The following is a 21792-nucleotide window of genomic DNA, read 5'->3' as shown; positions in this document are numbered from 1 at the left end:
CAGTAGCTTCTGCAACAGCAACGATCTCTGGCATAGACCTTAGCGGCCTGGGAGACGGAACCATTACATTAAGCGTAACCCTTACCGATGTAAACGGAAATATAGGAAGTGCCGCAACAGATACTGAAACCAAAGACACCATAGCCCCAACAGGGTATTCGGTTACCATAGATCAAAGTCCTATCAATGCCGGAAATGATAATGCTGTAAGTTACACATTTAGCAGTGCAGAAGTAGGTGCAACCTATAATTATACCTTTAGTAGTTCTGGAGGAGGAACCAATGTAACTGGATCAGGAACTGTGGCTTCTACAACAGCAACGATCTCAAGCATAGATCTTAGCGGCTTAGCAGATGGAACCATTACATTAAGCGTAACCCTTACCGATGTAAATGGAAATACAGGAAGTGCAACCACGGATACTGAAAATAAAAAGACGACACCTCCTACTGCAACCATAACCATTAGTGATTCTATAGTAACGATTGGTGAAACTACTACAATAACTGTTATTTTTTCTGAAGCAGTATCCGGTTTCGACAATACAGATTTAACAATTCCTAATGGAGCATTATCTACTGTTACTTCTACCGACGGCAATATTACTTTTACAGCTATCTATACTCCAACAACCGATATAGAAGACAACACTAACATTATCACTCTTGATAATACCGGAATAACTGATAGTGTAGGAAATATAGGAACAGGAACAACAAATTCTTCTAACTTTATTATTGATATGATGTCGCCTACAGCAATTGTAGAAATTAGCGATAACGAATTAACAACGGGCGATACAGCTACGATAACGATTATTTTTTCTGAAGCCGTAACAGGTTTTACTAATGCAGATCTCACAATTCCTAATGGAACATTATCTGCTGTTACTTCTACCGACAGCAATATCACTTTTACAGCTACATACACTCCAACAACCGGAATAACTGATACTGAAAACAGTATCACTTTAGATAATACCGGGGTAACAGATATTGCAGGCAATCCAGGAGTCGGAGTTACAGACTCTTCCAATTTCACGATTAATACGCAGCAGGAAATTCTAGTAACAAAACTTACGTTTGACAAAGGATTTTCTCCTAATGGTGATGGGGTAAATGATACCTGGGTAATAGAAGGGCTTGAAGATTTTCCTAATCATACGATTCAACTATTTAGCAGATCTGGTGCTAAAGTATTTGAAGCTAAAGATTATCAAAATAACTGGGATGGAATCTCTAATGGTCGTTTAGCAGTTGGAAATGGCAAATTACCTGCTGGAGCATATTATTACATTATCGAAACAGGCAGTCAAGAAGCACCTCCTCTTGTCGGATGGATCTATATAAACTATTAATCATGTATAGTTTCAAAAAGAAAGAATCTAACTGTTATTATTTCCATCAAAATCAATAAAATAAAAGTAAAATGAAGTACTTAAAATATATAATTTTTACAATCATCATGTCTTTTGTCGGTAACGCTCAACAGGACCCTCATTTTAGCATGTATAGATATAACATGAATGTAATCACTCCCGCATATGCAGGTACTAATGGTAGTCTTGAAGCAATATTTGCAGTAAGGAGTCAATGGGCAGGAGTTAAGGACGGCCCAGAAACTCTTAACTTTAATATAAATTCTCCGATAGGTAAAAATATCGGTATTGGATTAACTGCTGTAAGTGATAAGGTTTTTGTATTGGATGAAACACATCTTTATGCTGATTTTTCATATAAAATAAAAGTTGCAGAAGAAACAAATCTACACGCAGGAGTCAAAGTTGGCGGGTCTTTCTTAAAAATAAATCTCAATGAAATAGGAATTGAAGATGACCCATTATTTACCCAAAATGTAAATACATTTAATCCTAATGTGGGAGTAGGATTTTATCTAAAAGCTAGGAAATACTATATATCACTTTCTGCTCCCGGGCTGCTATCTAATGACAGGTATGAAAAAGAAGGTCTAAATCCTGTATCGGCTAGTGATGATTTGCAGGTATTTTTAGGTGCGGGATATGATTTTGATCTTAGCGATGATTTTAAATTACGCCCTTCTGCTCTTGGTAAAGTCGTAAACAACGCTCCTATATCATTGGATCTTACCACTTCAATTCTATATAAAGAACGAATAGAACTAGGGGTAAATTATCGATTAGATGAGAGTGTAACGGTATTTTTTACCGCTAGTTTTTTAGAAAATCTATTAAGCATTGGATATGCATACGAGCATGTTACGTCTACAATAAATACTTATTCTAATGGAACTCATGAGGTGATTTTAAAATTTAAACTGAAGTAAAAAAGAAAATACAAATTTTTACACCGAACTAATTTTATTCAAAAATTATATAAAATTTTAATCTATCACCAAAGCGATTAGAATAGACTTACATCCCTGTTCTAATTGCTTCTACAGGGTCTAGTTTTGAAGCAGACAATGCAGGCAAAATACCAGCTATCAAACCTATTATTGTAGAAGAAAACATTCCCCAAAACATATTAGAGCTAGAAAGTATAAACTTAAAATCGCCTGTGAATTGTGATGCAAATATCGAAATTAACCAAACCAACAAGAGCCCAATTAACCCACCAAAAATAGCAAGAATAATTGCTTCAAATAGAAACTGAAACAATATAAATCTTTTTTTAGCTCCTAATGCCTTTTGTATACCAATTAGGTTTGTTCGTTCTTTAACACTCACAAACATAATATTAGCAATTCCAAAACCTCCTACCAAAAGTGAAAACATCCCTATAAAACCTCCAATAGTAGACATTGTACCAGTAATATTATCTATAAAATCTGTAAACCCTTGTAATTGATTTACAAAAAAATTATCGCCTTCATCAGGCTTTAACCCTCTATATGCTCTTACTTTTTGTTTTAAAGTTGCTATAAATTCTGGTATATCGATATTAGATTCTGGTTTAATAATTATAGCGGGAAAAGACGATTTATTATTATCTCCATAAATCCTCCTAACCAGATTAACAGGAAGAATAACAGCGGTATCTTTACTATTTCCAAAGAGACCTGCTCCTTCTTTTTGAAGTACTCCTATTACAGTAAGCTTTCTTCCGTATAAACGTATCTTTTTTCCTATGGGCTCACTAGAACCAAACAAGCTATTAGCTATCTCATCTCCTATAACGATTACAGGAGCGCCTGCCACAGATTCTTGTTCATTATAAAACCTTCCTTTTACGACCTGTAATTCTTCAATATCATAATAATCATTAGTAACTGGCGCAATCTCTACATTACTTATACTATTATCCTCATATTTAATTGTTTCAGGAGCTACGTTCAAGATAAAGCTGGCTGCTTTAAGATCAGGCATTGATCTATTGATATACTGATATTCCTCAAAAGTTACATCAGGAAATTGTTCTCGTTTCCATTGTGGTATATCAGAAGGACCAAAAGAAAAACGCATAAGATAGATTGTACTATTATCCAAAGAGCTGATACTTCCTTTGATTTCTTGTTTTAAAGAGTCTACCGCAGCAAGAACGCCTATAATCGAAAAAATCCCTATAGTAACACCCAATAGCGAAAGAAATGTACGCAACTTATTATTTATAAGTGCATTAATAGCAAAATTAAAGCTTTCCTTAAGTACTCTAAGATAGATTAGCATGCTCTATTTTTTGAACCGGATTTTAAATTATTTAAATATAGGACGTTTTCCTTATATTTTTGTTACAATTTATTGAAAACAATTACGCATAATTGATTGTCTAATTGGGTACTAAATTGCTATTTTTGCGTTTTACTAACTAAATTTTCTCATGAACAACACAAAAACTGCTAAATCTGCCCTAATTTCTGTATTCAGTAAAGACGGATTAGCACCTATCGTAAAAAAATTAGACGAACTTGATATTACAATTTATTCTACGGGTGGAACCGAAAAATTTATTAAAGATTTAGGAATTGATGTTATTCCTGTTGAAGATGTTACATCTTACCCTTCAATCTTAGGTGGAAGAGTTAAAACATTACACCCAAAAGTTTTCGGAGGAATCCTGAATCGCCAAAATAACGATAGTGATGTTGCAGAACTTGAGCAATATGAAATCCCACAAATTGATATAGTTATTGTAGATCTATATCCTTTTGAGAAAACTGTAGCTTCTGGTGCATCTGAGCAAGATATTATTGAGAAAATAGACATTGGTGGAATTTCATTAATTAGAGCAGCTGCCAAAAACTTTTCTGATGTAACCTGTGTCGCTTCGGTTGATGATTATGCAGAATTTTTACATGTGATTTCTGAAGGAAACGGAGCTATTTCTTTGGCAGATCGTAAGCGTTTTGCTGCTAAAGCTTTTAATGTATCTTCTCACTATGATTCGGCAATTTTTAATTATTTTAATAGTGATCATGAAATCGCTTCTCTTAAAATAAGTGAGACCAAAGGTAAAGTATTACGATATGGTGAAAATCCGCATCAAAAAGGGTTTTTCTTTGGAGACTTTGATGCTATGTTTGACAAACTACACGGTAAAGAACTATCTTATAACAACTTGCTTGACGTTGATGCCGCAGTAAACCTGATGAGTGAATTTAAAGGGGAGTCACCAACGTTTGCAATTTTAAAACATAATAACGCTTGTGGTTTAGCACAAAGAGAAACTGTACTTCAATCTTATGTTGATGCATTAGCTGGTGATCCGGTTTCTGCATTTGGAGGTATCTTAATTAGTAATACCGAAATTGATACAGCAACTGCTGATGAAATTCATAAACTATTTTGTGAAGTAGTGATTGCTCCTTCTTTTAGTAATGACGCTTTAGAAATACTAAAAGGAAAGAAAAATAGAATTATTTTAGTACAAAAAGATATTGATTTGCCAAAAACACAAGTACGTACTTGTTTAAATGGTACGCTAGTTCAGGATAAAGATCTTAAAACAGATACCAAAACAGATTTAGAAACTGTAACAAAGGTAGCACCTACATCAGAGCAAATAGAAGATCTTTTATTCGCCTCAAAAATCTGTAAACATACCAAATCAAATACAATAGTTTTTACGAAAGAAAAACAATTATTAGCAAGTGGAACAGGGCAAACCTCTAGAGTCGATGCCTTAAAGCAATCTGTAGAAAAGGCTAAGGCATTTAATTTTGATCTTAACGGAGCAGTTATGGCCAGTGATGCTTTTTTTCCTTTTCCTGATTGTGTAGAAATTGCAGACAATGCAGGTATTAAAGCTGTGATCCAACCAGGAGGTTCTATCAAGGATCAATTAAGCATTGATTACTGTGATCAAAACGGAATTGCAATGGTTATGACCGGAACACGTCATTTTAAACATTAATTTTATTACATTTACTGAATTTTAACCCCTTTTTTTGACTTTTATGGGATTTTTTGACTTCTTTACCGAAGAGATTGCAATAGATTTAGGTACCGCCAACACATTAGTGATCCACAATGACAAAGTAGTAGTGGATAGTCCCTCTATTGTAGCCAGAGATATTATGACTGGTAAAATTATTGCAGCCGGAAAAGAGGCTGCCATGATGCAGGGAAAAACTCATGAGAATATAAAAACTATTCGCCCACTTAAGGATGGAGTAATTGCAGACTTTGATGCCAGTGAAAAAATGATAAGCATGTTTATCAAAGATATCCCGGCATTGAAGAAAAAAATATTTGCACCTGCTTTGCGTATGGTTATATGTATTCCTTCAGGAATTACCGAAGTTGAAATGCGGGCAGTAAAAGAAAGTGCAGAACGTGTAAATGGAAAAGAAGTATACCTTATCCACGAACCTATGGCTGCTGCAATTGGTATTGGTGTTGATATTATGCAACCCAAAGGAAATATGATTGTAGATATAGGTGGAGGTACTACTGAAATTGCAGTTATCGCATTAGGAGGAATTGTGTGTGATAAATCGGTAAAAATTGCAGGAGATGTATTTACCAATGATATTATATATTATATGCGTACGCAGCATAACCTATATGTTGGAGAGCGTACTGCTGAAAAAATAAAAATACAAATTGGTGCTGCTACTGAAGATTTGGAGTTACCACCCGAAGAAATGAATGTTCAGGGTCGTGATCTACTTACAGGAAAACCTAAACAGGTTCAGATTTCATACAGAGAAATGGCTAAGGCACTTGATAAATCTATTTTACGTATCGAAGATGCTGTAATGGAAACCTTATCGCAAACCCCTCCAGAACTTGCCGCAGATATTTATAATACCGGTATATATCTTGCAGGAGGAGGTTCTATGCTTCGTGGGTTAGATAAGCGTTTATCACAAAAAACAGATTTACCAGTCTATATTGCAGAAGATCCGTTAAGAGCAGTTGTACGAGGCACAGGAATTACACTAAAAAACCTAAATAGGTACAAGAGTGTTTTGATAAAATAATGTTGTAAAAAAACATTCCTGAAAATATACCTAAATTTCTGATTTTACGTTATCCTGCTTTAATACTTGCTAAGTAAGACTTAGCTTAAAACATAGAACGTTTAACTAAAGAAGTCATCATACTTTAAATCATGCAGCAGATTATTAATTTTTTAATTAAGAATAAACGTTTTCTGCTATTTCTACTCCTATTATGTATAGCACTGATTTTTACTATACAATCACATTCTTACCATAGAAGTAAATTTGTTAGTTCTACCAATTTTTTAAGTGGGGCGCTATATAGTTGGCAACACTCGGTAAGTGACTATTTTGGTCTAAAAAAGGAAAACCAACGATTACTAGAAGAGAATGAAAACCTTCGTAATCAACTAAGTGCTCTAGGGGTAGATTCTGTTGCTACAAAATACCTCGACACATTATCTTTTGATAAACCTTATACTTTTACCAAAGCCAGAGTAATTAAAAATGATTATAGCAAAATTGATAACTATATCCTAATTAATAAAGGTGAGAAAGATAGTATCGTACCCGATATGGGGGTTATTACAGATAAAGGTATTATAGGAATTATAGAGAATACTTCAAAAAATTACAGTAGAGTGATTTCTATTCTTAACAGTAATTCTCGAATTAATGCCGGATTAAAAAAGTCTAACCAATACGGCTCCTTAATCTGGAATGGCAAAGACCCAAATATTGTTCAATTAGAAACCATCCCCCGGCAAGCAATTCTTAGAGAGGGAGATACTATCATAACACACGGTCGTTCGACTATTTTTCCTAAAGGTATAGGAATAGGAACCATTGCCAGTTATAAATTAAATCAAAACAAAAGCTACTATTTAATAGATGTCAAATTATTTAACGACATGAGTGATATTGGTTTTGTTTATACAATAAAAAGTAGGGATATTGAAGAAATTAAAAGCTTAGAGAATTAAATCATGAACAGGGATACTTTATTACATATCATTAGATTCATTGTTCTGGTTTTAATTCAGGTATTTATCTTAAACCATATCAACTTTTTAGGATACCTAAATCCTTATATCTATGTCATTTTTATTCTTATGGCTCCCATTAATATAAACAAAGGTCTTTTTCTGGTCATAAGCTTTATGTTAGGGTTGATTATAGATATGTTTGGTGATTCTGGAGGGGTACATGCTGCGGCCTGTACCGTTATTGCATTTTTTCGTCCGGTAGCATTACGATCGGTATTTGGACTTAGTTATGAGTTTCAAACCGTAAAACTAAGTAATGTTGGATTTGGTGAGCGTTTTGCTTATGTAATCTTAATGGTTTTAACACATCATATTGTACTTTTCTCGTTAGAAATTTTTAACTTCTCTCACATACTATTAATCATCAAAAAAACGTTATTTTCTAGTTTATTTACAATAGTGATTACCATGTTGGTTTTGGTATTGTTTAGAAGAAATGATTCATGAGAAAATTACTACTCTATCTAATAATTATTACTACGGGTGTTGTCTTTGTTGCAAGGTTATTTTATTTGCAGATATACAATACTTCTTTTGCCTCTTTATCAGAAGATAACGCCATCAAAGTAATTTATGATTACCCCCAAAGAGGAGCCATTTATGATCGAAATGGAAGGTTATTAGTTACCAATCAACCTTCGTACGATGTTATGGTTATTCCCAGAGAATTAAAACCTTTTGACACTTTAGAGTTTTGTTCTATCCTTAATATTAGTAAAGATAAACTTATAAAAAGATTAAAAAAAGCTAGAGTCTATTCTCCAAGAGTACCTTCTATAGTCATACCACAATTGACCAAAGATGAATATGCCTATCTTCAGGAAAAAATGAGAAAATTTGAAGGTTTTTATATTCAAAAACGTTCTTTAAGGGATTACCAAACTGTTAATGCTGCAAATGTATTAGGATATATTGGCGAGGTAAACGAAAGATTAATAAAAGAAGATCCCTATTATCTCTCTGGAGATCTTATTGGTATTGATGGTGTAGAAAAACAATATGAAAATGAGCTTAGAGGCATCAAAGGAGTAAAACGAATTCAAAAAGATCGATTTAATAGAGATATAGGCCCATATAAAAATGGAAAATTTGACACTCTTCCTGTAAATGGAAAAGATCTTACCTTAACTCTAGATTCAAAATTACAGGCGTATGGACAAAAACTTATGCAGAATAAACGAGGAGGTATTGTAGCTCTAGAACCCTCTACAGGAGAAATATTGGCTTTGGTAACAGCTCCAACATACAAGCCAGAATTATTAGTAGGAAGAAAACGATCTCCAAATTTTACCAAATTAGTTTATGACACTATTGCGATACCACTTTTTGATAGAGGTCTAAAAGCCGAATATCCTCCGGGATCACCATTTAAGACGGTTAATGCATTAATAGCTTTACAGGAAGGAGTTATTGATACCCAGGAAAGTGTTTCTTGCAGAATGGGGTATTATTATGGAAAGAATGGAAGAAAACTCGGTTGTCATTCTCACAGAAGCCCGTTAAATATGATTCCGGGCATAGCAAACTCCTGTAATGCATATTTTGCAACAGTATACAGAAGAATTATTGAAAAGTATGATACTCCGCAAGAAGGGATGGAAAATTGGAGAAAACATGTTGAAAGTTTTGGCTTAGGGAATTATTTGGGTTATGATCTGCCAACAGGAAAAAGAGGAAAAGTGCCAACCGCAAAATATTACAATAAGATTTATCAATATCCAACTTATAAATGGTATGCATCTGCTACATTATCTAATGCTATCGGACAAGGAGAAGTACTTGCTACTCCTATACAGTTAGCAAATATGACTGCTGCTATTGCAAATAGAGGGTATTATTTTACTCCGCATATTATAAAAGCAATAGATGGGAAACCTATAGAAAATGAAAATTATACCATTCCTAAGGTCACGACAATTAACAAAGAGCATTTTGAACCTGTGATAGAAGGAATGTATCAGGTATATACCCAAGGTACTGCACGATCTTTACAAGTCGAAGGTATTGAGATATGTGGAAAAACAGGAACAGCAGAAAACTTTACCAAAATCGATGGTAAAAAAACGCAGCTTACCGATCATTCTGTTTTTGTAGCATTTGCTCCAAAAGATAATCCTAAAATAGCACTAGCCGTATTTGTAGAAAATGGATATTGGGGTGCTCGTTATGCGGGAAAAATTGCTTCATTAATGATAGAACAACATATAAACGGAGCCATCTCCAGAACTGATTTAGAAGATTGGATTCTCACACACAGCCTCGAAGAAGAATATGCCAAACCTTACAGTGGTGAACCATTTAAAATTAATCAATAATGGCAAAATCCAGTGTAGCAGCAATAGATTGGGTAACAGTCTTTTTATTTTTATTACTTGTTGGTTTTGGATGGGTAAACATCTACTCTGCTTCTTCTGAGAATGAAGCCTTCTCATTAGCTGATTTTTCACATGCATATGTTAGGCAAGCCTATTGGATCCTATTTAGCATAGTATTAATTATTATTACTCAGGCTATAGAAGCAAAATTTTATGAACGATTTGCAGGATTGATTTATGTACTATCATTACTATCACTATTAGGTCTTTTTGTATTTGGAAAAAATATAAATGGTGCAACATCCTGGTATCAGATTGGGCCTGCCGGTTTACAACCTTCGGAGTTTGCCAAAGCATGTACTGCATTGGCTCTGGCCAAATTCTTAAGCGATATGCAAACCAATATAAAAGTTCTTGGTTATCAGGTTAGAGCTTTTTTAATTATTGCAATACCAGCTGTATTTATTATACCTCAACCAGACCCTGGGAGTGCATTGGTCTATGCTGCTTTTTTCTTTCCATTATACAGAGAAGGTTTAGCCACTATATATCTAATTGTTGGAGCTTCTGCAGCAGGATTATTTATTCTTACCTTACTTTTTAATCCGATATGGGTAGTTCTGGTAATCGCAGCCATTATGCTTTTTATACTTATTAGAAATAGAAAACGAAAGCCGAAATACTCTAGATACCTTCTTACTATTCTTGTAGTAGCAGGGTTCTGTTTTTCGGTTAATTATATTTTTAATCATGTATTCGAACAAAGGCACAGGGATCGATTTAATATTGTTTTAGGTAAAGAAGTTGACTCAAAAGGTATTGGTTATAACACCAATCAAAGTCAGATTGCTATTGGTAGTGGTGGCTGGATCGGTAAAGGATTTAGAGAAGGAACACAAACCAAAGGAGGCTTTGTACCAGAGCAACGTACCGATTATATATTTAGTACTGTTGGTGAAGAGTGGGGTTTTCTGGGGGCAACTATGATTATAATTCTCTTTGTTTTATTATTAATTCGGCTTATTCACCTGGCCGAAAGACAAAAATCTCAATTTAGTCGTGTATATGGCTACAGTGTAGTGGGGATTTTATTTATTCATTTTACCATCAATATAGGGATGGTAACTGGATTAATGCCAACTATTGGTATCCCTTTACCTTTTTTTAGTTATGGAGGATCAAGCCTGTGGGGGTTTACAATTTTACTCTTTATTTTTATTAAGCTAGATGCTAATCGAGTAAATGAGTGGTAATACTAAAAACATTAATACTAAAACTTCCATCCTTGGGTAGTAGTAGAAGCTTCTAACTGATTCTCTACTTTATCCTCTAATGATGTAAAAAAATCGATCCCTGTTAGTTTCTCGATTTCGTCTACAGGCACAACAAAGTTTTTTAAAGGTGTTTTAGTATCTTTATGTGGCATCAAAAAAGCGATCATTTTGGGATTAGTAGAAGAATTACTAAACACAATTTTATAAAACTGTTCAGGTACAGAGACATGTTCGTACCCAATTGTAGAAAGATTCTCTGATAATATACCACCTGTTATTATGTATACTCCATCATATATTTTGGCCCAATATCTTATTTTTTGTTCCAAATAATTCCAGATACCACTATTAAATTCATGATTTTGAGGCGTAATGTTTGATGTAAGAAATGTCTCTTCGAAGGCCTCATATGTAAATCGTCTGTCACCGGCCGGGCATAAATGCCCTCTATCATATCCAGAATTTTTATAATTACGCCAATCTGCAGAAGACGACTTTACTTTTCTATCTTCTTCAAAAAAAGGTCGTTTAAAATCATTTGCAGATAAATGTTCCTTCTTCAATTCGTAAGCTACCCATTCTGCCTGTTCATGTTTTTCAGAATATGATAATGAATAAAAATCATGAACAATTATAGTTCCTGTGGTAGATGTCGGAAGGTAATAAAAACCAAAATCAGTCGTCTTTTTAGTTTTCTTCTCTGTAAAACCATTATTTTCAATATACCCTTCAAAGTAATAAAACCCAACAGTAACTATAATAATTAGCATTGGATACACATATTTTCTATTCATTCCCATATCATTTTGAAAAGCAAAAATAACAAAACAATACTATTGAATTTTAACCCCATAGGGATCAATTTATAACCTACAAAACTTTATAAGATTGTCCTGATTTCTTGATTATTCAAAGAATCGGGATAATATAATGTTGGCAACATCCTAATTTCACCAAGTAATTAGATTACTCCAAAAAACCTCACATCACTTTAAAACAAATAATGAAAACTTTTGAGACATATACCTGAGTGTCTATAAAAGTTCGGGCAATTGTATTAATCTATTTAAATTTTAATTATGTTATCAAACATTTTAAATCTTACCAATGGTAAAACATTAAACAAAAAGGAACAACAATCTATTAACGGAGGAAGAAGACGCGGTTGTAAAGGTGCTCCATGTAGCACAGGTAAAAATGGTCAATCTTGTTGTAGTGGAGCTATTTGCGTGGATAACGTATGTGGTTATTGGCACTAAAAGAGTAATGAACTTCTAGTTTTTGATCTGTAAAAAGAGGGTGAATTCATAAAAATTCATCCTCTTATACCATACTTCTATGTATATAAACTCATTTTTTTCTTTAAAAATTCTATTCCTTAATTATTTGATTTATATCATAAAAATGCTCTATTATGACTATTAAGAGAGATAGTTTTAAAAACTTTATAAAAGATTAACAATATTTTCGTCATTATATTTAGTTAATCTAAAAATAAATATAAAATGTTAATTTACAGCAATTTAACTTTAAAAACCAATAAGCAAAACTAATAAAAATACGGTTTAACCACATATTTTTTGAGTCTATGACACCTCTTTTTACTCGATAAAATCTTTACTTTAGAGAAAATTATTTTCTAAAAATTAAATGACTGCGGTATTTCTCTCATTAAGAATGATAATATCACAATAGCATACTAATTAATCCTAAGCAAGACATACATGAATAATACCATTGAAAAAATTGTAGAAAGTGTTTTGGTCCAAAACAGAATTGGGAACTATACCAAAAAGGATCTGGAACTACAATTACAAATACACCCTAGCTATCCCAGTTTTCAATCCATTACAGATACTTTAGATTATTTTGATATTGATAATATTGCTGTAGAGATTCCTATGGATGCTTTGGATCAACTGCCTAAAAGTTTTATTTCGTTGGTCACAGTAGAAAACGCAGAAGAAATTGTTACGGTAATCAAAAAAGGTGATAGCATAGAACTTAAACACTCAAGCCTTAAAAAAAAGAAGTTTACTTTTAATGAGTTTAAAGAAATTTGGATTCCGAAGGTAATTGCTGTTGAGTATAATGCCAAACAAAAACTTATTTCTAATCAATCCCTTATACAAAACATATTGCTTGCCGGACTAGCAGCTAGTTTGATTTTTGCTTTTTACGGAAGATCCTGGGATATTAATCAAGTGCTCTTTTTACTATTATCATTTACGGGAGTTGTTTTCAGTTTTTTTGCTGTACGAGAAAGCTTAGGAATACAGTCACAAGCTATGCACCAATTTTGTACATCGGTCGGAAATACAAATTGTGGAGAGGTTATAAACAATAATAGTGGTCAACTTTTTAAGAATTTTTCTTTAGCTGATGCAGGAATTGTTTTCTTTGGTTCTATGTCTCTATACCAATTATTTTATGGTTTCAATAGTATATTACTTATCCCATCGTTAATAGGAATTCCGTTTATTTTATATTCTATTTATTCTCAAGCATTAATTGTAAAAAAATGGTGTGCAGTATGTTTGGCAATGGGTTCTATATCTCTTGGGTTAGCTATCATAGCCATACTTAACATTCCGTTTAATATCGAGATTTCTGCTGTAGTTAGTTTTATAATGCTATCATCCTTATTTGCTTTAGCTTATTTGTATATTAAAGAAAAAGTAAAAGAAAATAAAAAGTTTAAAGCAGATAACTTCAAACTAAACCATTTCAAAAGAGATGGACAAATTTACAACCACTTACTTAATATTTCAGAAAAGATTGAAGATAATGCGACAATTCCAAATGAAATTATTTTGGGTAACCCAAATGCAAGTTTTAAAATCATTAGTCTTACCAATCCTATGTGTGGATATTGTAAAGATGCTTTTGAAGCCTACACGCGTGTCTTAAAAGCTATGGGAGATAAGCTTCAAATTAGTATTCGTTTAAATGTTAAAACAGAAGATCCTAATGATAAAGCAACACAGATTGCTCTTATTCTTTTAGAAATTTATTATAGCAAAGGACCAGATAAGTTTATTGCAGCCTATAACAAGTGGTTTGCAGACAGAACTCATAGTAAATGGATAAAAGAGTATGGTATCCCTCAAGATACCCAAAATCATCTCGAAGTTTTGAAAAAGCAATCTGAATGGGCTCAAAAAAATGACCTCTACTACACTCCTGCATCACTTATTAATAATACGTTATATCCTAAAAAGTATAATTATGGTGAGTTTTTCTACTTTATGAGTATGATGACAGAAAATCAAGATACCGCTTCTGAAGTTCGGGAACCTCTTGAAACTTAATAAAATCTTTAATCTTAAAACCTATTGATATGAATCAGATCACAAAATTGAAACATGCCAAACATCTTTCTAAAGAACAACAAAAAGACATAGTAGGAGGAATACCTCCCCTTATTTTTAAGAGAAGAGGTTGTAACCCTGCCTTAAGTTGCTGTTATCATAACGGGACTACATGGGTGCAAGGACCACCTTGTTTCTAAAAAAGTATATTTTATTTTAAAACAAAGAGATCTCCCAAAGAGGTCTCTTTATTTTTTATATAGCCTTAATAAACCTGGTATAAAATATACTACTGTCACTTTCTATTATTAGTCAATTCTTAAAACCCTGTTTTCAGGGTGTTTAATGGTAGGGTTCGTCATTACTTTTGAAACTGAGCTCACTTTATAGTAGATAAAATATCAAGTAAAGAGTGCTCAGACCAGCACTCAAATGTCTATAAACTGTAGAGAAATTATTTTAATTTAAAACGTTAAACAATGCTAAGCAAAATTTCAAATTCTAACAGAATCGTACTTACCAAAACCCAACAAAAAATAGTTATTGGAGGAGGAAAGGAAAAAGTAGACCCACTTGTTAATGAACCCGTGATCGACTTAGATATATCACAAGAAGCTCTTATTTCTGGACACATATAAGAGAGTTCTTTATCTATTTATCGGAGAAATCATTTTAATTTTAAAACGTTAAACAATGCTAAACAAAATTTCAAATTCTAACAAAATCGTACTTACCAAAACCCAACAAAAAATAGTTGTCGGAGGAAAAAGGAAACAGATAGACCCACTTACAAATGAGCCTGTGGTCGACTTAAACATATCACAAGAGGCTCTTATTTCTGGACACATATAAGAGAAGCCTTTATCTATTATTTATCGGAGAAATCATTTTAATTTTAAAACGTTAAACGATGCTAAACAAAATTTCAAATTCTAACAAAATCGTACTTACCAGAACCCAACAAAAAATAGTGGTTGGAGGAAAAAAGGATCAAATAGATCCACTTACAAATCAATCCGTAATTGACTTAAACATATCACAAGAGGCTCTTATTTCTGGACATGTATAAAAGAGTTCTTTATCTATTCATAGGAGAAATCATTTTAATTTTAAAACTTTTAAAACAATGCTAAACAAAATTTCAAATTCTAACAAAATCGTACTTACCAGAACCCAACAAAAAATAGTGGTTGGAGGAAGAAGGGATGATAAAGGAGACCCACTTACAAATGAACCCGTGATAGACTTAGACATATTATCACAAGAGGCTCTTCTTTCTGGGCAGATATAAACTATATTTTCTTTTTATATAAAATTGATTAGCCCAAAATCGATTATACATTAGTCATTAAACTCTAATTAATACACCAAAATATATTCACATTTAAAATCAATAAATCATGCTAAAAAAAGTTCTAAAGTTAAACGATGCTAAACAACTAGACAAAAATCAGCAAAAAGCAATTAATGGTGGTAATCTAAATTATGATTGTAGATGCATTTACAGAGATTACAGAGGAATGCTAGTAATGATTCCTTCTCCATGTAATAGTTTATGCCCAGATGGCAGTACCCCTATAAGAAACGGAAACCAAAATTAAAAGTAATAAACCGTGTTTAGCATTACATGCTCAACACGGTTTTTATCTTCTACGCTTTCACATCTAATGCATCTCGAAGTGCATTTCCTATTAGCATAAATGCCATTACCAGACTCATAATACCTAATCCGGGTATAATAGCGAGATATGCTTTACCTAAAATAATGTAAGAATAATGATCTTTGATCATTGCCCCCCAACTTGGCATTGGTGGTTGTGCTCCTATTCCCAGAAAACTCAAACCACTTTCGATAAGAATAGCCCCTGCAAAATTTGCTGCAGAAATTACAATTACCGGTGCTAAACTATTGGGAAGTATATGTTTTGTGATAATTCTAAAATTGGTAAATCCTAATGCTTTTGCAGCAGTCACATATTGCATTTGTTTTACGCTTAATACCTGTCCTCTAACTACACGAGCTACTTCTACCCACATGGTTAACCCAACCGCAATAAAAACCTGCCAAAATCCTTTTCCCAGGGCCAAAGTAATAGCAATAACTAATAATAATGTAGGTATTGACCAGGTAACATTTATTAACCACATGATCATAGCATCTACTTTACCTCCATAATATCCAGCAATAGCCCCTAATGATATCCCAAGAATCAGCGAAATTAGCACAGCCACAAAACCGATAGAAAATGAAATCCTAATACCGACAAGCATTCTACTTAACAGGTCTCTCCCATATTTATCGGTTCCTAGAATAAAGGTCTGTGTCTTTATATAGGTATCGGTTATTTCTTGTGATGTTAATCCTTTTGGGAAACGTTCAAATTTAATTTCTTTTGACAATTCTATAATTTCCCCTTCGCTATAGGGAGAAATTTCTATTGTATTATTTTGTAGGGTATATCGATCAATAGGGATCTCTGTATCTGTATTTTTTTCTCCAAAAAAGATTTTACTTAGAAAGGATTGATCAGATACATCCTGAGAAGGAATAGTAAGCATTTTAACTTCGAACCCGGGAGGTTTAGAATGAATTGATAAATGCATCTGATTTGCGTTCTGAGAGTTATCAGGAGCCAGCACATAAGCAAAAATTGCTATAATTGCACAAAAAACAATGAAATAAAAACTCAAGACGCCCCAAAAATTCTTCTTGAATTTTTGGAGCGCCAGTATACTTAAAGAGTTTGATTTTGCTTTGGGCATTAATATATTAATTCTTTACCGTAAGTGGATTTTTAGATCTTCGAATGTTATTAATCTTCAAATCTTCAAGAACACTAATTGCCTCTTCTACATAAACGTCTTTACTAAGGCTTTCATGCCATCTTTTTCTTTTCTCTGTTAGAATCGAATCCTTTTTCATCAATTCTTTTTCATAAGGTAAAGATTGAAAAGTTAAATTAGTCTTATAATCATTAATTGCATCAAAACGCTCTGCTTGTTTCTCATTAAGTGCAATATTAAGCTTATACTTACTAAACTGTAAAGAATATTTATTTATATCTCTTTTTTGTCTAACCCACTTTGCATTTTCTTCAATTAATTTTAATTGATCATTTTTAGACATTCTTTCTTTACTGTTATTAATAGTTTGCTCAAAATCGATATAACCATCCCAAAGATCATAATCGGCAGCAGCTATTTTATCCCATGGTAGTGGATTTTCCTGATCTTTTTCACCAATATCAATATAACTATATCGATCTGGAACCACAACATCACTTTTTACACCCTCTAACTGCGTAGAACCTCCATTAACTCTATAAAACTTTTGAGTGGTTAGTTTTAAAGCTCCCAGATCTCCAAAATCATTACTACGCATCCACCTATTAAGATCCATTACATTTTGAACAGTTCCTTTACCATAGGTTTGTTTGCTTCCTATAATGATTGCTCTTTTATAATCCTGCATTGCCGCAGCTAAAATTTCTGAAGCAGAAGCAGATAGTTCATTTACCAAAATAACTAATGGACCATCCCAAAGTATATTTCTGTCTTTATCACTTAAAACTTCTGGTGATTCTCCTTTTGTTCTAACTTGTACTATTGGACCTTTTTCAATAAATAATCCTGCTATATCTACAACTGTTTGCAAAGAGCCTCCTCCATTATCTCGTAAGTCAATTACCAAACCATCCATATCTTGTTCTTTAAGACGGATAATTTCTTGTTTTACATCTTTGGCCGCATTACGTTGATTATAATCTTGCATGTTAAAATAGAACTTTGGCAAATTAACGATGCCAAATGTTTTGTCATTCTTTTTAACTACAGATGATTTTGCATACGTCTCTTCGAGCTCTACAACATCTCTAACAATCTCTATAATCTCGATAGTACCATCAACCTTTTTTACGGTTAGCATTACTTTTGTGCCTTTTGGCCCTTTAATTAAACTTACAGCATCATCAAGGCGCATTCCAACAATACTTACAGGCTCTTCTTCATCTTCCTGTTTTACTTTCATGATAAGATCTCCTACTTCAACTTCATTACCTCTCCACGCAGGCCCTCCAGAAATGATCTCTATAATTTTTACATTATCATTTTTCTTTTGTAATCTAGCCCCGATTCCCTCTAATTTTCCTGACATGGCAATATCAAATCTATCTTTATCCTGAGGAGCAAAATAATAGGTATGAGGATCAAATTCTTCTACGATAGAATTGATATATATTGAAAACCAATCTTTTCGTTCTAAATCATCTGCAAATTCAAAATATTCTTTCAATGAAGTTTTTGTGATTTCACGAGCTTCTTTTTCTAAAACAATCGAGGTCTTACGGTTATAATTACTGTTTTTGGTAACAGAATCTATTTGCTCTTCAACTTTATCATAATAGCTAGATAATGCATTAAATTTAAGTTGCAGTCTCCAGCGGTCTTTCATTTCACTTTTACTCTCTACATAAGGTAAATCCTCATAGTTTGTATCGATACTTTCGTCTTTTTCGAAATTAAAAGGTTGTTCCAGGATTTCTTTATGCAACGTTCTAGCCTCTGCCATTCGTTGTTGTAAACGATCATAAGTTAGGTTAAAGAACGTAATTTCTTTATTTCTAATCTCATCATCAATCAGTTTTTCAAACTTCTTAAACTCTTCAATATCACTTTTATAAAAATATCGTTTCAGAGGGTCTAAGGCATCTACATAATCAGAGAAAACTTCCTTAGAAAAATCATCATTTATATCCTTCGCATCATAATGTCCTTTACCTAAGACATAGCTTATTAAATCGATTAGCAATTTATCTTTATCAGGATCATTTTCGACCTTTGTGGTAAAACTGCAAGAAGCTGCCGAAACGATCACGGTAAGCATCAAAATCAAAAAACTCTTTTTCATACGCTCATTTAATTTAGGGATTCTAGGCAAAATACATTAAAAATCGTGCCAATAACAGGTAATATTACTAAATTTTTCTTAAATGAGCTAATATTATTTCTTACTCTATTATTCTCATAAAACTTCATCTGTTTGTATTTATAGTTTTATATTTTTTGAATGAAATTTTTAGCATTGTCTTTTTAGTAAATATTGCTTTTTTTAGTAATGCTTATTTCGCATAAAAAAAGTGTATTTTTACTCTCGTAAAATTTAAAGCTATGCCGCAAAAAAGACCATTGATTTTAGTTACCAATGACGATGGGGTCACTGCCCCGGGAATACGCGCTCTGATAGATGTTATGAATGAAGTTGGTGATGTTGTGGTAGTTGCTCCCGATAGCCCACAAAGTGGAATGGGGCATGCTATTACAATTAACAGCACCCTCTATTGCGATCCTGTTGTGATTAATAACAATGCGCCACAAAAAGAATATAGCTGCTCTGGGACTCCTGTAGATTGTGTAAAAATGGCATCTCGTGAAATCCTTGACAGGAAACCTGATTTGTGTGTAAGTGGGATTAATCATGGGTCAAACTCTGCAATTAATGTAATCTACTCGGGTACAATGAGTGCGGCTGTCGAAGCTGGTATTGAAGGAATTCCTGCTATTGGGTTTTCATTACTTGATTATAGTATGGAGGCCAATTTTGAGCCTTCGAAGAAATATGTGAAAATTATTGTAGAAAATGTCCTCAAAAATGGGTTACCCAAAGGAGTAGTTCTTAATGTTAATATTCCAAAATTAACTCAGGAAGATATAAAAGGTATAAAAATTTGTCGCCAGGCGAATGCACATTGGGTAGAAGAGTTTGATAAGAGAACAAACCCAATGGGGCGAGAATATTACTGGCTTTCTGGTGAATTTATTAACGAAGACAAAGGAGAAGATACAGATGAATGGGCATTACATCACGGCTATATCTCTATAGTACCTACTCAATTTGATCTTACCGCTCATCACTTTATACAAGAATTAAACAATTGGTCATTACATGATTAAAAAAGAGATTATTATTGGTTTTACAATCGGCTTACTTACGAATATAATAGGGTTTATCATATGCGTATTTATTTTTTCTGCACTCAGTTCTCAGGGATTATCATTTACCGAAATGATAAAAGCTTCTGCAGAGAATGATTCTTTAGGAAGCTTAATTGCCCTAGGAGCAATGCCAAATTTGCTTATTTTCTTTCTTTTTTTAAGAAAAAATAATATATATAGAGCTCGTGGCGTGCTTCTTGCTACGCTTATTGCGGCTATTTGTATTGCAATTAGTAAATTTGGGTAATCTTAAAAAGATAATATCATTTTTTTTAGATAAAATCGATAACGTAAATATTAGTTTTTGATACTTCGGAAATATTAAATTTGTAGTTGTTCGATATTTTGTTTGCCCTTTAGAAAATTAAAAAACATGAAATACTACCTCATCGCAGGAGAAGCATCGGGAGATTTACACGGTGCAAATCTTATGAAATCAATTCTTAAAGAAGACCCTCAAGCAGAGTTTAGATTCTGGGGCGGGGATCTTATGCAGGCAGTTGGTGGATCGATGGTAAAACACTATAAAGACTTGGCGTTTATGGGGTTTGTAGAGGTTTTATTAAACTTGTTTACTATCCTTAAGAATCTAAAACTTTGTAAACGAGATATTACAAGTTTTGAGCCAGATGTGATTGTATTTATAGATTATCCCGGGTTTAATTTGCGTATTGCAGAATGGGCTAAAGAAAAAGGCTTCAGAACACATTATTATATTTCTCCTCAGATATGGGCTTGGAAAGAAGGAAGAATAAAATCTATCAAACGATGTGTGGATATGATGTACGTAATTCTACCTTTTGAAAAATCTTTTTATGAAGATAAACATGAGTTTCCGGTTCAATTTGTAGGACACCCATTAATTGATGCGATTGCAGATCATAAGCAAATCATGCCTGAAACTTTTAAGGCAGAACACAATTTAGATGATCGACCTATTATTGCCATACTTCCTGGAAGTAGAAAACAAGAAATTCGTAAAATGCTTGAGGTTATGCTTACTGTTGTAGACGATTTCCCTAATTATCAATTTGTTATTGCAGGAGCACCAAGTCAGGAAGCTTCTTTCTACGCTCCTTTTATTAAAAAACAAGGAGTTCATTTAATTATGAATCGAACATATGATTTATTAAGTCTTAGTAATGCTGCCTTAGTAACCTCGGGTACTGCAACCCTGGAAACTGCCTTATTTAAAGTGCCAGAAGTTGTATGTTACAAAGGAAACTCTATATCTTATCAAATTGCAAAACGAATTATTAACCTAGACTATATTTCTTTGGTAAACTTAATTATGGACAAACCTGTTGTAACCGAATTAATACAGGGGGATTTTAATCCTAAACGACTTAAAGAAGAGCTTACTATAATAATTGATGATTATAAAAGAGCAGTTATGTTTTTGGATTATTATGATCTCGAAAAAAAGCTTGGCGGTAGAGGAGCTAATGATAAAACTGCAAAATTAATAGTAGAATCTATAAAAAATTGATT

At 33.1% G+C, this 21792-nt stretch carries 23 protein-coding genes; 19 read left to right on the top strand and 4 right to left on the bottom strand.

Annotation, left to right across the window (positions count from 1 at the left end):
- Together ATO12_RS23660 and ATO12_RS23655 are read left to right on the top strand one after the other, a co-directional pair.
- The coding region (locus ATO12_RS23660; protein ID WP_034247390.1) for a T9SS C-terminal target domain-containing protein at positions 1-1358 on the top strand (1358 nt) is incomplete at its 5' end.
- Positions 1359-1429: 71 nt separating this feature from the next.
- Positions 1430-2305, top strand: a complete 876-nt coding sequence (locus ATO12_RS23655; protein ID WP_034247404.1) for a PorP/SprF family type IX secretion system membrane protein — start codon at positions 1430-1432, stop codon at positions 2303-2305.
- Positions 2306-2393: 88 nt separating this feature from the next.
- Here the strand turns inward: ATO12_RS23655 and ATO12_RS23650 are convergent, their stop codons facing one another.
- The gene (locus tag ATO12_RS23650) at positions 2394-3647 is read right to left on the bottom strand and encodes an ABC transporter permease (protein WP_034247388.1); all 1254 of its coding nucleotides are present in this window, start codon (positions 3645-3647) and stop codon (positions 2394-2396) included.
- A gap of 151 nt (positions 3648-3798) precedes the next feature.
- Between ATO12_RS23650 and purH the strand changes: the two genes are divergently transcribed.
- The 6 genes from purH (at position 3799) to rodA (ending at position 10978) form a co-directional block, all read left to right on the top strand.
- Positions 3799-5331, top strand: coding sequence for a bifunctional phosphoribosylaminoimidazolecarboxamide formyltransferase/IMP cyclohydrolase (purH, locus tag ATO12_RS23645; RefSeq protein ID WP_034247387.1), 1533 nt, complete (start codon positions 3799-3801; stop codon positions 5329-5331).
- 43 nt (positions 5332-5374) lie between these two features.
- The gene (locus ATO12_RS23640; RefSeq protein WP_024772404.1) at positions 5375-6403 is read left to right on the top strand and encodes a rod shape-determining protein; all 1029 of its coding nucleotides are present in this window, start codon (positions 5375-5377) and stop codon (positions 6401-6403) included.
- A 131-nt stretch (positions 6404-6534) separates the two neighbouring features.
- Positions 6535-7347: a rod shape-determining protein MreC gene (gene mreC, locus ATO12_RS23635; protein ID WP_034247385.1), complete on the top strand. Its 813-nt coding sequence runs from the start codon at positions 6535-6537 to the stop codon at positions 7345-7347.
- Positions 7348-7350: 3 nt separating this feature from the next.
- A complete protein-coding gene (gene mreD / locus ATO12_RS23630) occupies positions 7351-7857 on the top strand; it encodes a rod shape-determining protein MreD (RefSeq protein WP_034247384.1) in 507 nt (168 codons plus the stop codon).
- Positions 7854-9725, top strand: a complete 1872-nt coding sequence (mrdA, locus tag ATO12_RS23625) for a penicillin-binding protein 2 (RefSeq protein WP_034247382.1) — start codon at positions 7854-7856, stop codon at positions 9723-9725. The genes mreD and mrdA overlap by 4 nt, the downstream gene beginning before the upstream one ends.
- A complete protein-coding gene (rodA, locus tag ATO12_RS23620; protein ID WP_034247380.1) occupies positions 9725-10978 on the top strand; it encodes a rod shape-determining protein RodA in 1254 nt (417 codons plus the stop codon). The genes mrdA and rodA overlap by 1 nt, the downstream gene beginning before the upstream one ends.
- Before the next feature lie 17 nt (positions 10979-10995).
- Here rodA and ATO12_RS23615 read toward each other — a convergent pair whose 3' ends face one another.
- Positions 10996-11793, bottom strand: a complete 798-nt coding sequence (locus ATO12_RS23615; RefSeq protein ID WP_034247402.1) for a DNA/RNA non-specific endonuclease — start codon at positions 11791-11793, stop codon at positions 10996-10998.
- Positions 11794-12078: 285 nt separating this feature from the next.
- On the opposite strand from ATO12_RS23615, the gene ATO12_RS25830 reads away from it, so the two are divergent.
- The 8 genes from ATO12_RS25830 to ATO12_RS23605 all read left to right on the top strand — a co-directional run bounded on the left by ATO12_RS25830 (position 12079) and on the right by ATO12_RS23605 (position 15911).
- Positions 12079-12258 carry a hypothetical protein gene (locus ATO12_RS25830; RefSeq protein ID WP_131248892.1) on the top strand — a complete coding sequence of 60 codons (180 nt, stop codon included), beginning with the start codon at positions 12079-12081 and terminating at the stop codon, positions 12256-12258.
- A gap of 465 nt (positions 12259-12723) precedes the next feature.
- Positions 12724-14310 (top strand): vitamin K epoxide reductase family protein, encoded by a 1587-nt coding sequence (locus ATO12_RS23610; RefSeq protein WP_034247379.1) that lies wholly within the window; start codon positions 12724-12726, stop codon positions 14308-14310.
- Between the two features lie 29 nt (positions 14311-14339).
- Positions 14340-14510 (top strand): hypothetical protein, encoded by a 171-nt coding sequence (locus ATO12_RS26265; protein ID WP_160170155.1) that lies wholly within the window; start codon positions 14340-14342, stop codon positions 14508-14510.
- A gap of 279 nt (positions 14511-14789) precedes the next feature.
- Complete coding sequence (locus ATO12_RS26260) at positions 14790-14948, top strand: hypothetical protein (protein ID WP_165583451.1); 159 nt, start codon at positions 14790-14792, stop codon at positions 14946-14948.
- Positions 14949-15003: 55 nt separating this feature from the next.
- Positions 15004-15162, top strand: a complete 159-nt coding sequence (locus ATO12_RS26255; protein WP_165583450.1) for a hypothetical protein — start codon at positions 15004-15006, stop codon at positions 15160-15162.
- 58 nt (positions 15163-15220) lie between these two features.
- Positions 15221-15379 carry a hypothetical protein gene (locus ATO12_RS26250; RefSeq protein WP_165583449.1) on the top strand — a complete coding sequence of 53 codons (159 nt, stop codon included), beginning with the start codon at positions 15221-15223 and terminating at the stop codon, positions 15377-15379.
- Positions 15380-15436: 57 nt separating this feature from the next.
- Positions 15437-15601, top strand: a complete 165-nt coding sequence (locus ATO12_RS26245) for a hypothetical protein (protein WP_165583448.1) — start codon at positions 15437-15439, stop codon at positions 15599-15601.
- Positions 15602-15710: 109 nt separating this feature from the next.
- Entirely contained in the window at positions 15711-15911 is a 201-nt protein-coding gene (locus tag ATO12_RS23605; RefSeq protein WP_034247378.1) for a hypothetical protein, read from the top strand.
- Positions 15912-15960: 49 nt separating this feature from the next.
- Here ATO12_RS23605 and ATO12_RS23600 read toward each other — a convergent pair whose 3' ends face one another.
- Positions 15961-17073 carry an ABC transporter permease gene (locus tag ATO12_RS23600; RefSeq protein WP_034247377.1) on the bottom strand — a complete coding sequence of 371 codons (1113 nt, stop codon included), beginning with the start codon at positions 17071-17073 and terminating at the stop codon, positions 15961-15963.
- 7 nt (positions 17074-17080) lie between these two features.
- Entirely contained in the window at positions 17081-19216 is a 2136-nt protein-coding gene (locus tag ATO12_RS23595) for a carboxy terminal-processing peptidase (RefSeq protein WP_034247376.1), read from the bottom strand.
- A gap of 260 nt (positions 19217-19476) precedes the next feature.
- On the opposite strand from ATO12_RS23595, the gene surE reads away from it, so the two are divergent.
- The 3 genes from surE (at position 19477) to lpxB (ending at position 21790) form a co-directional block, all read left to right on the top strand.
- Positions 19477-20259 carry a 5'/3'-nucleotidase SurE gene (gene surE, locus ATO12_RS23590; protein ID WP_034247375.1) on the top strand — a complete coding sequence of 261 codons (783 nt, stop codon included), beginning with the start codon at positions 19477-19479 and terminating at the stop codon, positions 20257-20259.
- Positions 20252-20548: a hypothetical protein gene (locus tag ATO12_RS23585; RefSeq protein WP_025667589.1), complete on the top strand. Its 297-nt coding sequence runs from the start codon at positions 20252-20254 to the stop codon at positions 20546-20548. The genes surE and ATO12_RS23585 overlap by 8 nt, the downstream gene beginning before the upstream one ends.
- Before the next feature lie 126 nt (positions 20549-20674).
- Positions 20675-21790 (top strand): lipid-A-disaccharide synthase, encoded by a 1116-nt coding sequence (lpxB, locus tag ATO12_RS23580; protein ID WP_034247371.1) that lies wholly within the window; start codon positions 20675-20677, stop codon positions 21788-21790.
- Positions 21791-21792: the final 2 nt, after the last annotated feature.

Source organism: Aquimarina atlantica (assembly GCF_000626715.1).
GTDB lineage: Bacteria > Bacteroidota > Bacteroidia > Flavobacteriales > Flavobacteriaceae > Aquimarina > Aquimarina atlantica.
Note: the sequence above shows the minus strand (reverse complement) of the source record. Positions and strands in the feature narration are given on the sequence as shown.

What these genes read in the sequence shown, in the direction of transcription:
- ATO12_RS23655 (WP_034247404.1), top strand. Translation starts at nt 1,430, where the DNA reads ATGAAGTACTTAAAATATATAATTTTTACAATCATCATGTCTTTTGTC.
- ATO12_RS23650 (WP_034247388.1), bottom strand. Translation starts at nt 3,647, where the DNA reads ATGCTAATCTATCTTAGAGTACTTAAGGAAAGCTTTAATTTTGCTATT.
- purH (WP_034247387.1), top strand. Translation starts at nt 3,799, where the DNA reads ATGAACAACACAAAAACTGCTAAATCTGCCCTAATTTCTGTATTCAGT.
- ATO12_RS23640 (WP_024772404.1), top strand. Translation starts at nt 5,375, where the DNA reads ATGGGATTTTTTGACTTCTTTACCGAAGAGATTGCAATAGATTTAGGT.
- mreC (WP_034247385.1), top strand. Translation starts at nt 6,535, where the DNA reads ATGCAGCAGATTATTAATTTTTTAATTAAGAATAAACGTTTTCTGCTA.
- mreD (WP_034247384.1), top strand. Translation starts at nt 7,351, where the DNA reads ATGAACAGGGATACTTTATTACATATCATTAGATTCATTGTTCTGGTT.
- mrdA (WP_034247382.1), top strand. Translation starts at nt 7,854, where the DNA reads ATGAGAAAATTACTACTCTATCTAATAATTATTACTACGGGTGTTGTC.
- rodA (WP_034247380.1), top strand. Translation starts at nt 9,725, where the DNA reads ATGGCAAAATCCAGTGTAGCAGCAATAGATTGGGTAACAGTCTTTTTA.
- ATO12_RS23615 (WP_034247402.1), bottom strand. Translation starts at nt 11,793, where the DNA reads ATGAATAGAAAATATGTGTATCCAATGCTAATTATTATAGTTACTGTT.
- ATO12_RS25830 (WP_131248892.1), top strand. Translation starts at nt 12,079, where the DNA reads ATGTTATCAAACATTTTAAATCTTACCAATGGTAAAACATTAAACAAA.
- ATO12_RS23610 (WP_034247379.1), top strand. Translation starts at nt 12,724, where the DNA reads ATGAATAATACCATTGAAAAAATTGTAGAAAGTGTTTTGGTCCAAAAC.
- ATO12_RS26265 (WP_160170155.1), top strand. Translation starts at nt 14,340, where the DNA reads ATGAATCAGATCACAAAATTGAAACATGCCAAACATCTTTCTAAAGAA.
- ATO12_RS26260 (WP_165583451.1), top strand. Translation starts at nt 14,790, where the DNA reads ATGCTAAGCAAAATTTCAAATTCTAACAGAATCGTACTTACCAAAACC.
- ATO12_RS26255 (WP_165583450.1), top strand. Translation starts at nt 15,004, where the DNA reads ATGCTAAACAAAATTTCAAATTCTAACAAAATCGTACTTACCAAAACC.
- ATO12_RS26250 (WP_165583449.1), top strand. Translation starts at nt 15,221, where the DNA reads ATGCTAAACAAAATTTCAAATTCTAACAAAATCGTACTTACCAGAACC.
- ATO12_RS26245 (WP_165583448.1), top strand. Translation starts at nt 15,437, where the DNA reads ATGCTAAACAAAATTTCAAATTCTAACAAAATCGTACTTACCAGAACC.
- ATO12_RS23605 (WP_034247378.1), top strand. Translation starts at nt 15,711, where the DNA reads ATGCTAAAAAAAGTTCTAAAGTTAAACGATGCTAAACAACTAGACAAA.
- ATO12_RS23600 (WP_034247377.1), bottom strand. Translation starts at nt 17,073, where the DNA reads ATGCCCAAAGCAAAATCAAACTCTTTAAGTATACTGGCGCTCCAAAAA.
- ATO12_RS23595 (WP_034247376.1), bottom strand. Translation starts at nt 19,216, where the DNA reads ATGAAAAAGAGTTTTTTGATTTTGATGCTTACCGTGATCGTTTCGGCA.
- surE (WP_034247375.1), top strand. Translation starts at nt 19,477, where the DNA reads ATGCCGCAAAAAAGACCATTGATTTTAGTTACCAATGACGATGGGGTC.
- ATO12_RS23585 (WP_025667589.1), top strand. Translation starts at nt 20,252, where the DNA reads ATGATTAAAAAAGAGATTATTATTGGTTTTACAATCGGCTTACTTACG.
- lpxB (WP_034247371.1), top strand. Translation starts at nt 20,675, where the DNA reads ATGAAATACTACCTCATCGCAGGAGAAGCATCGGGAGATTTACACGGT.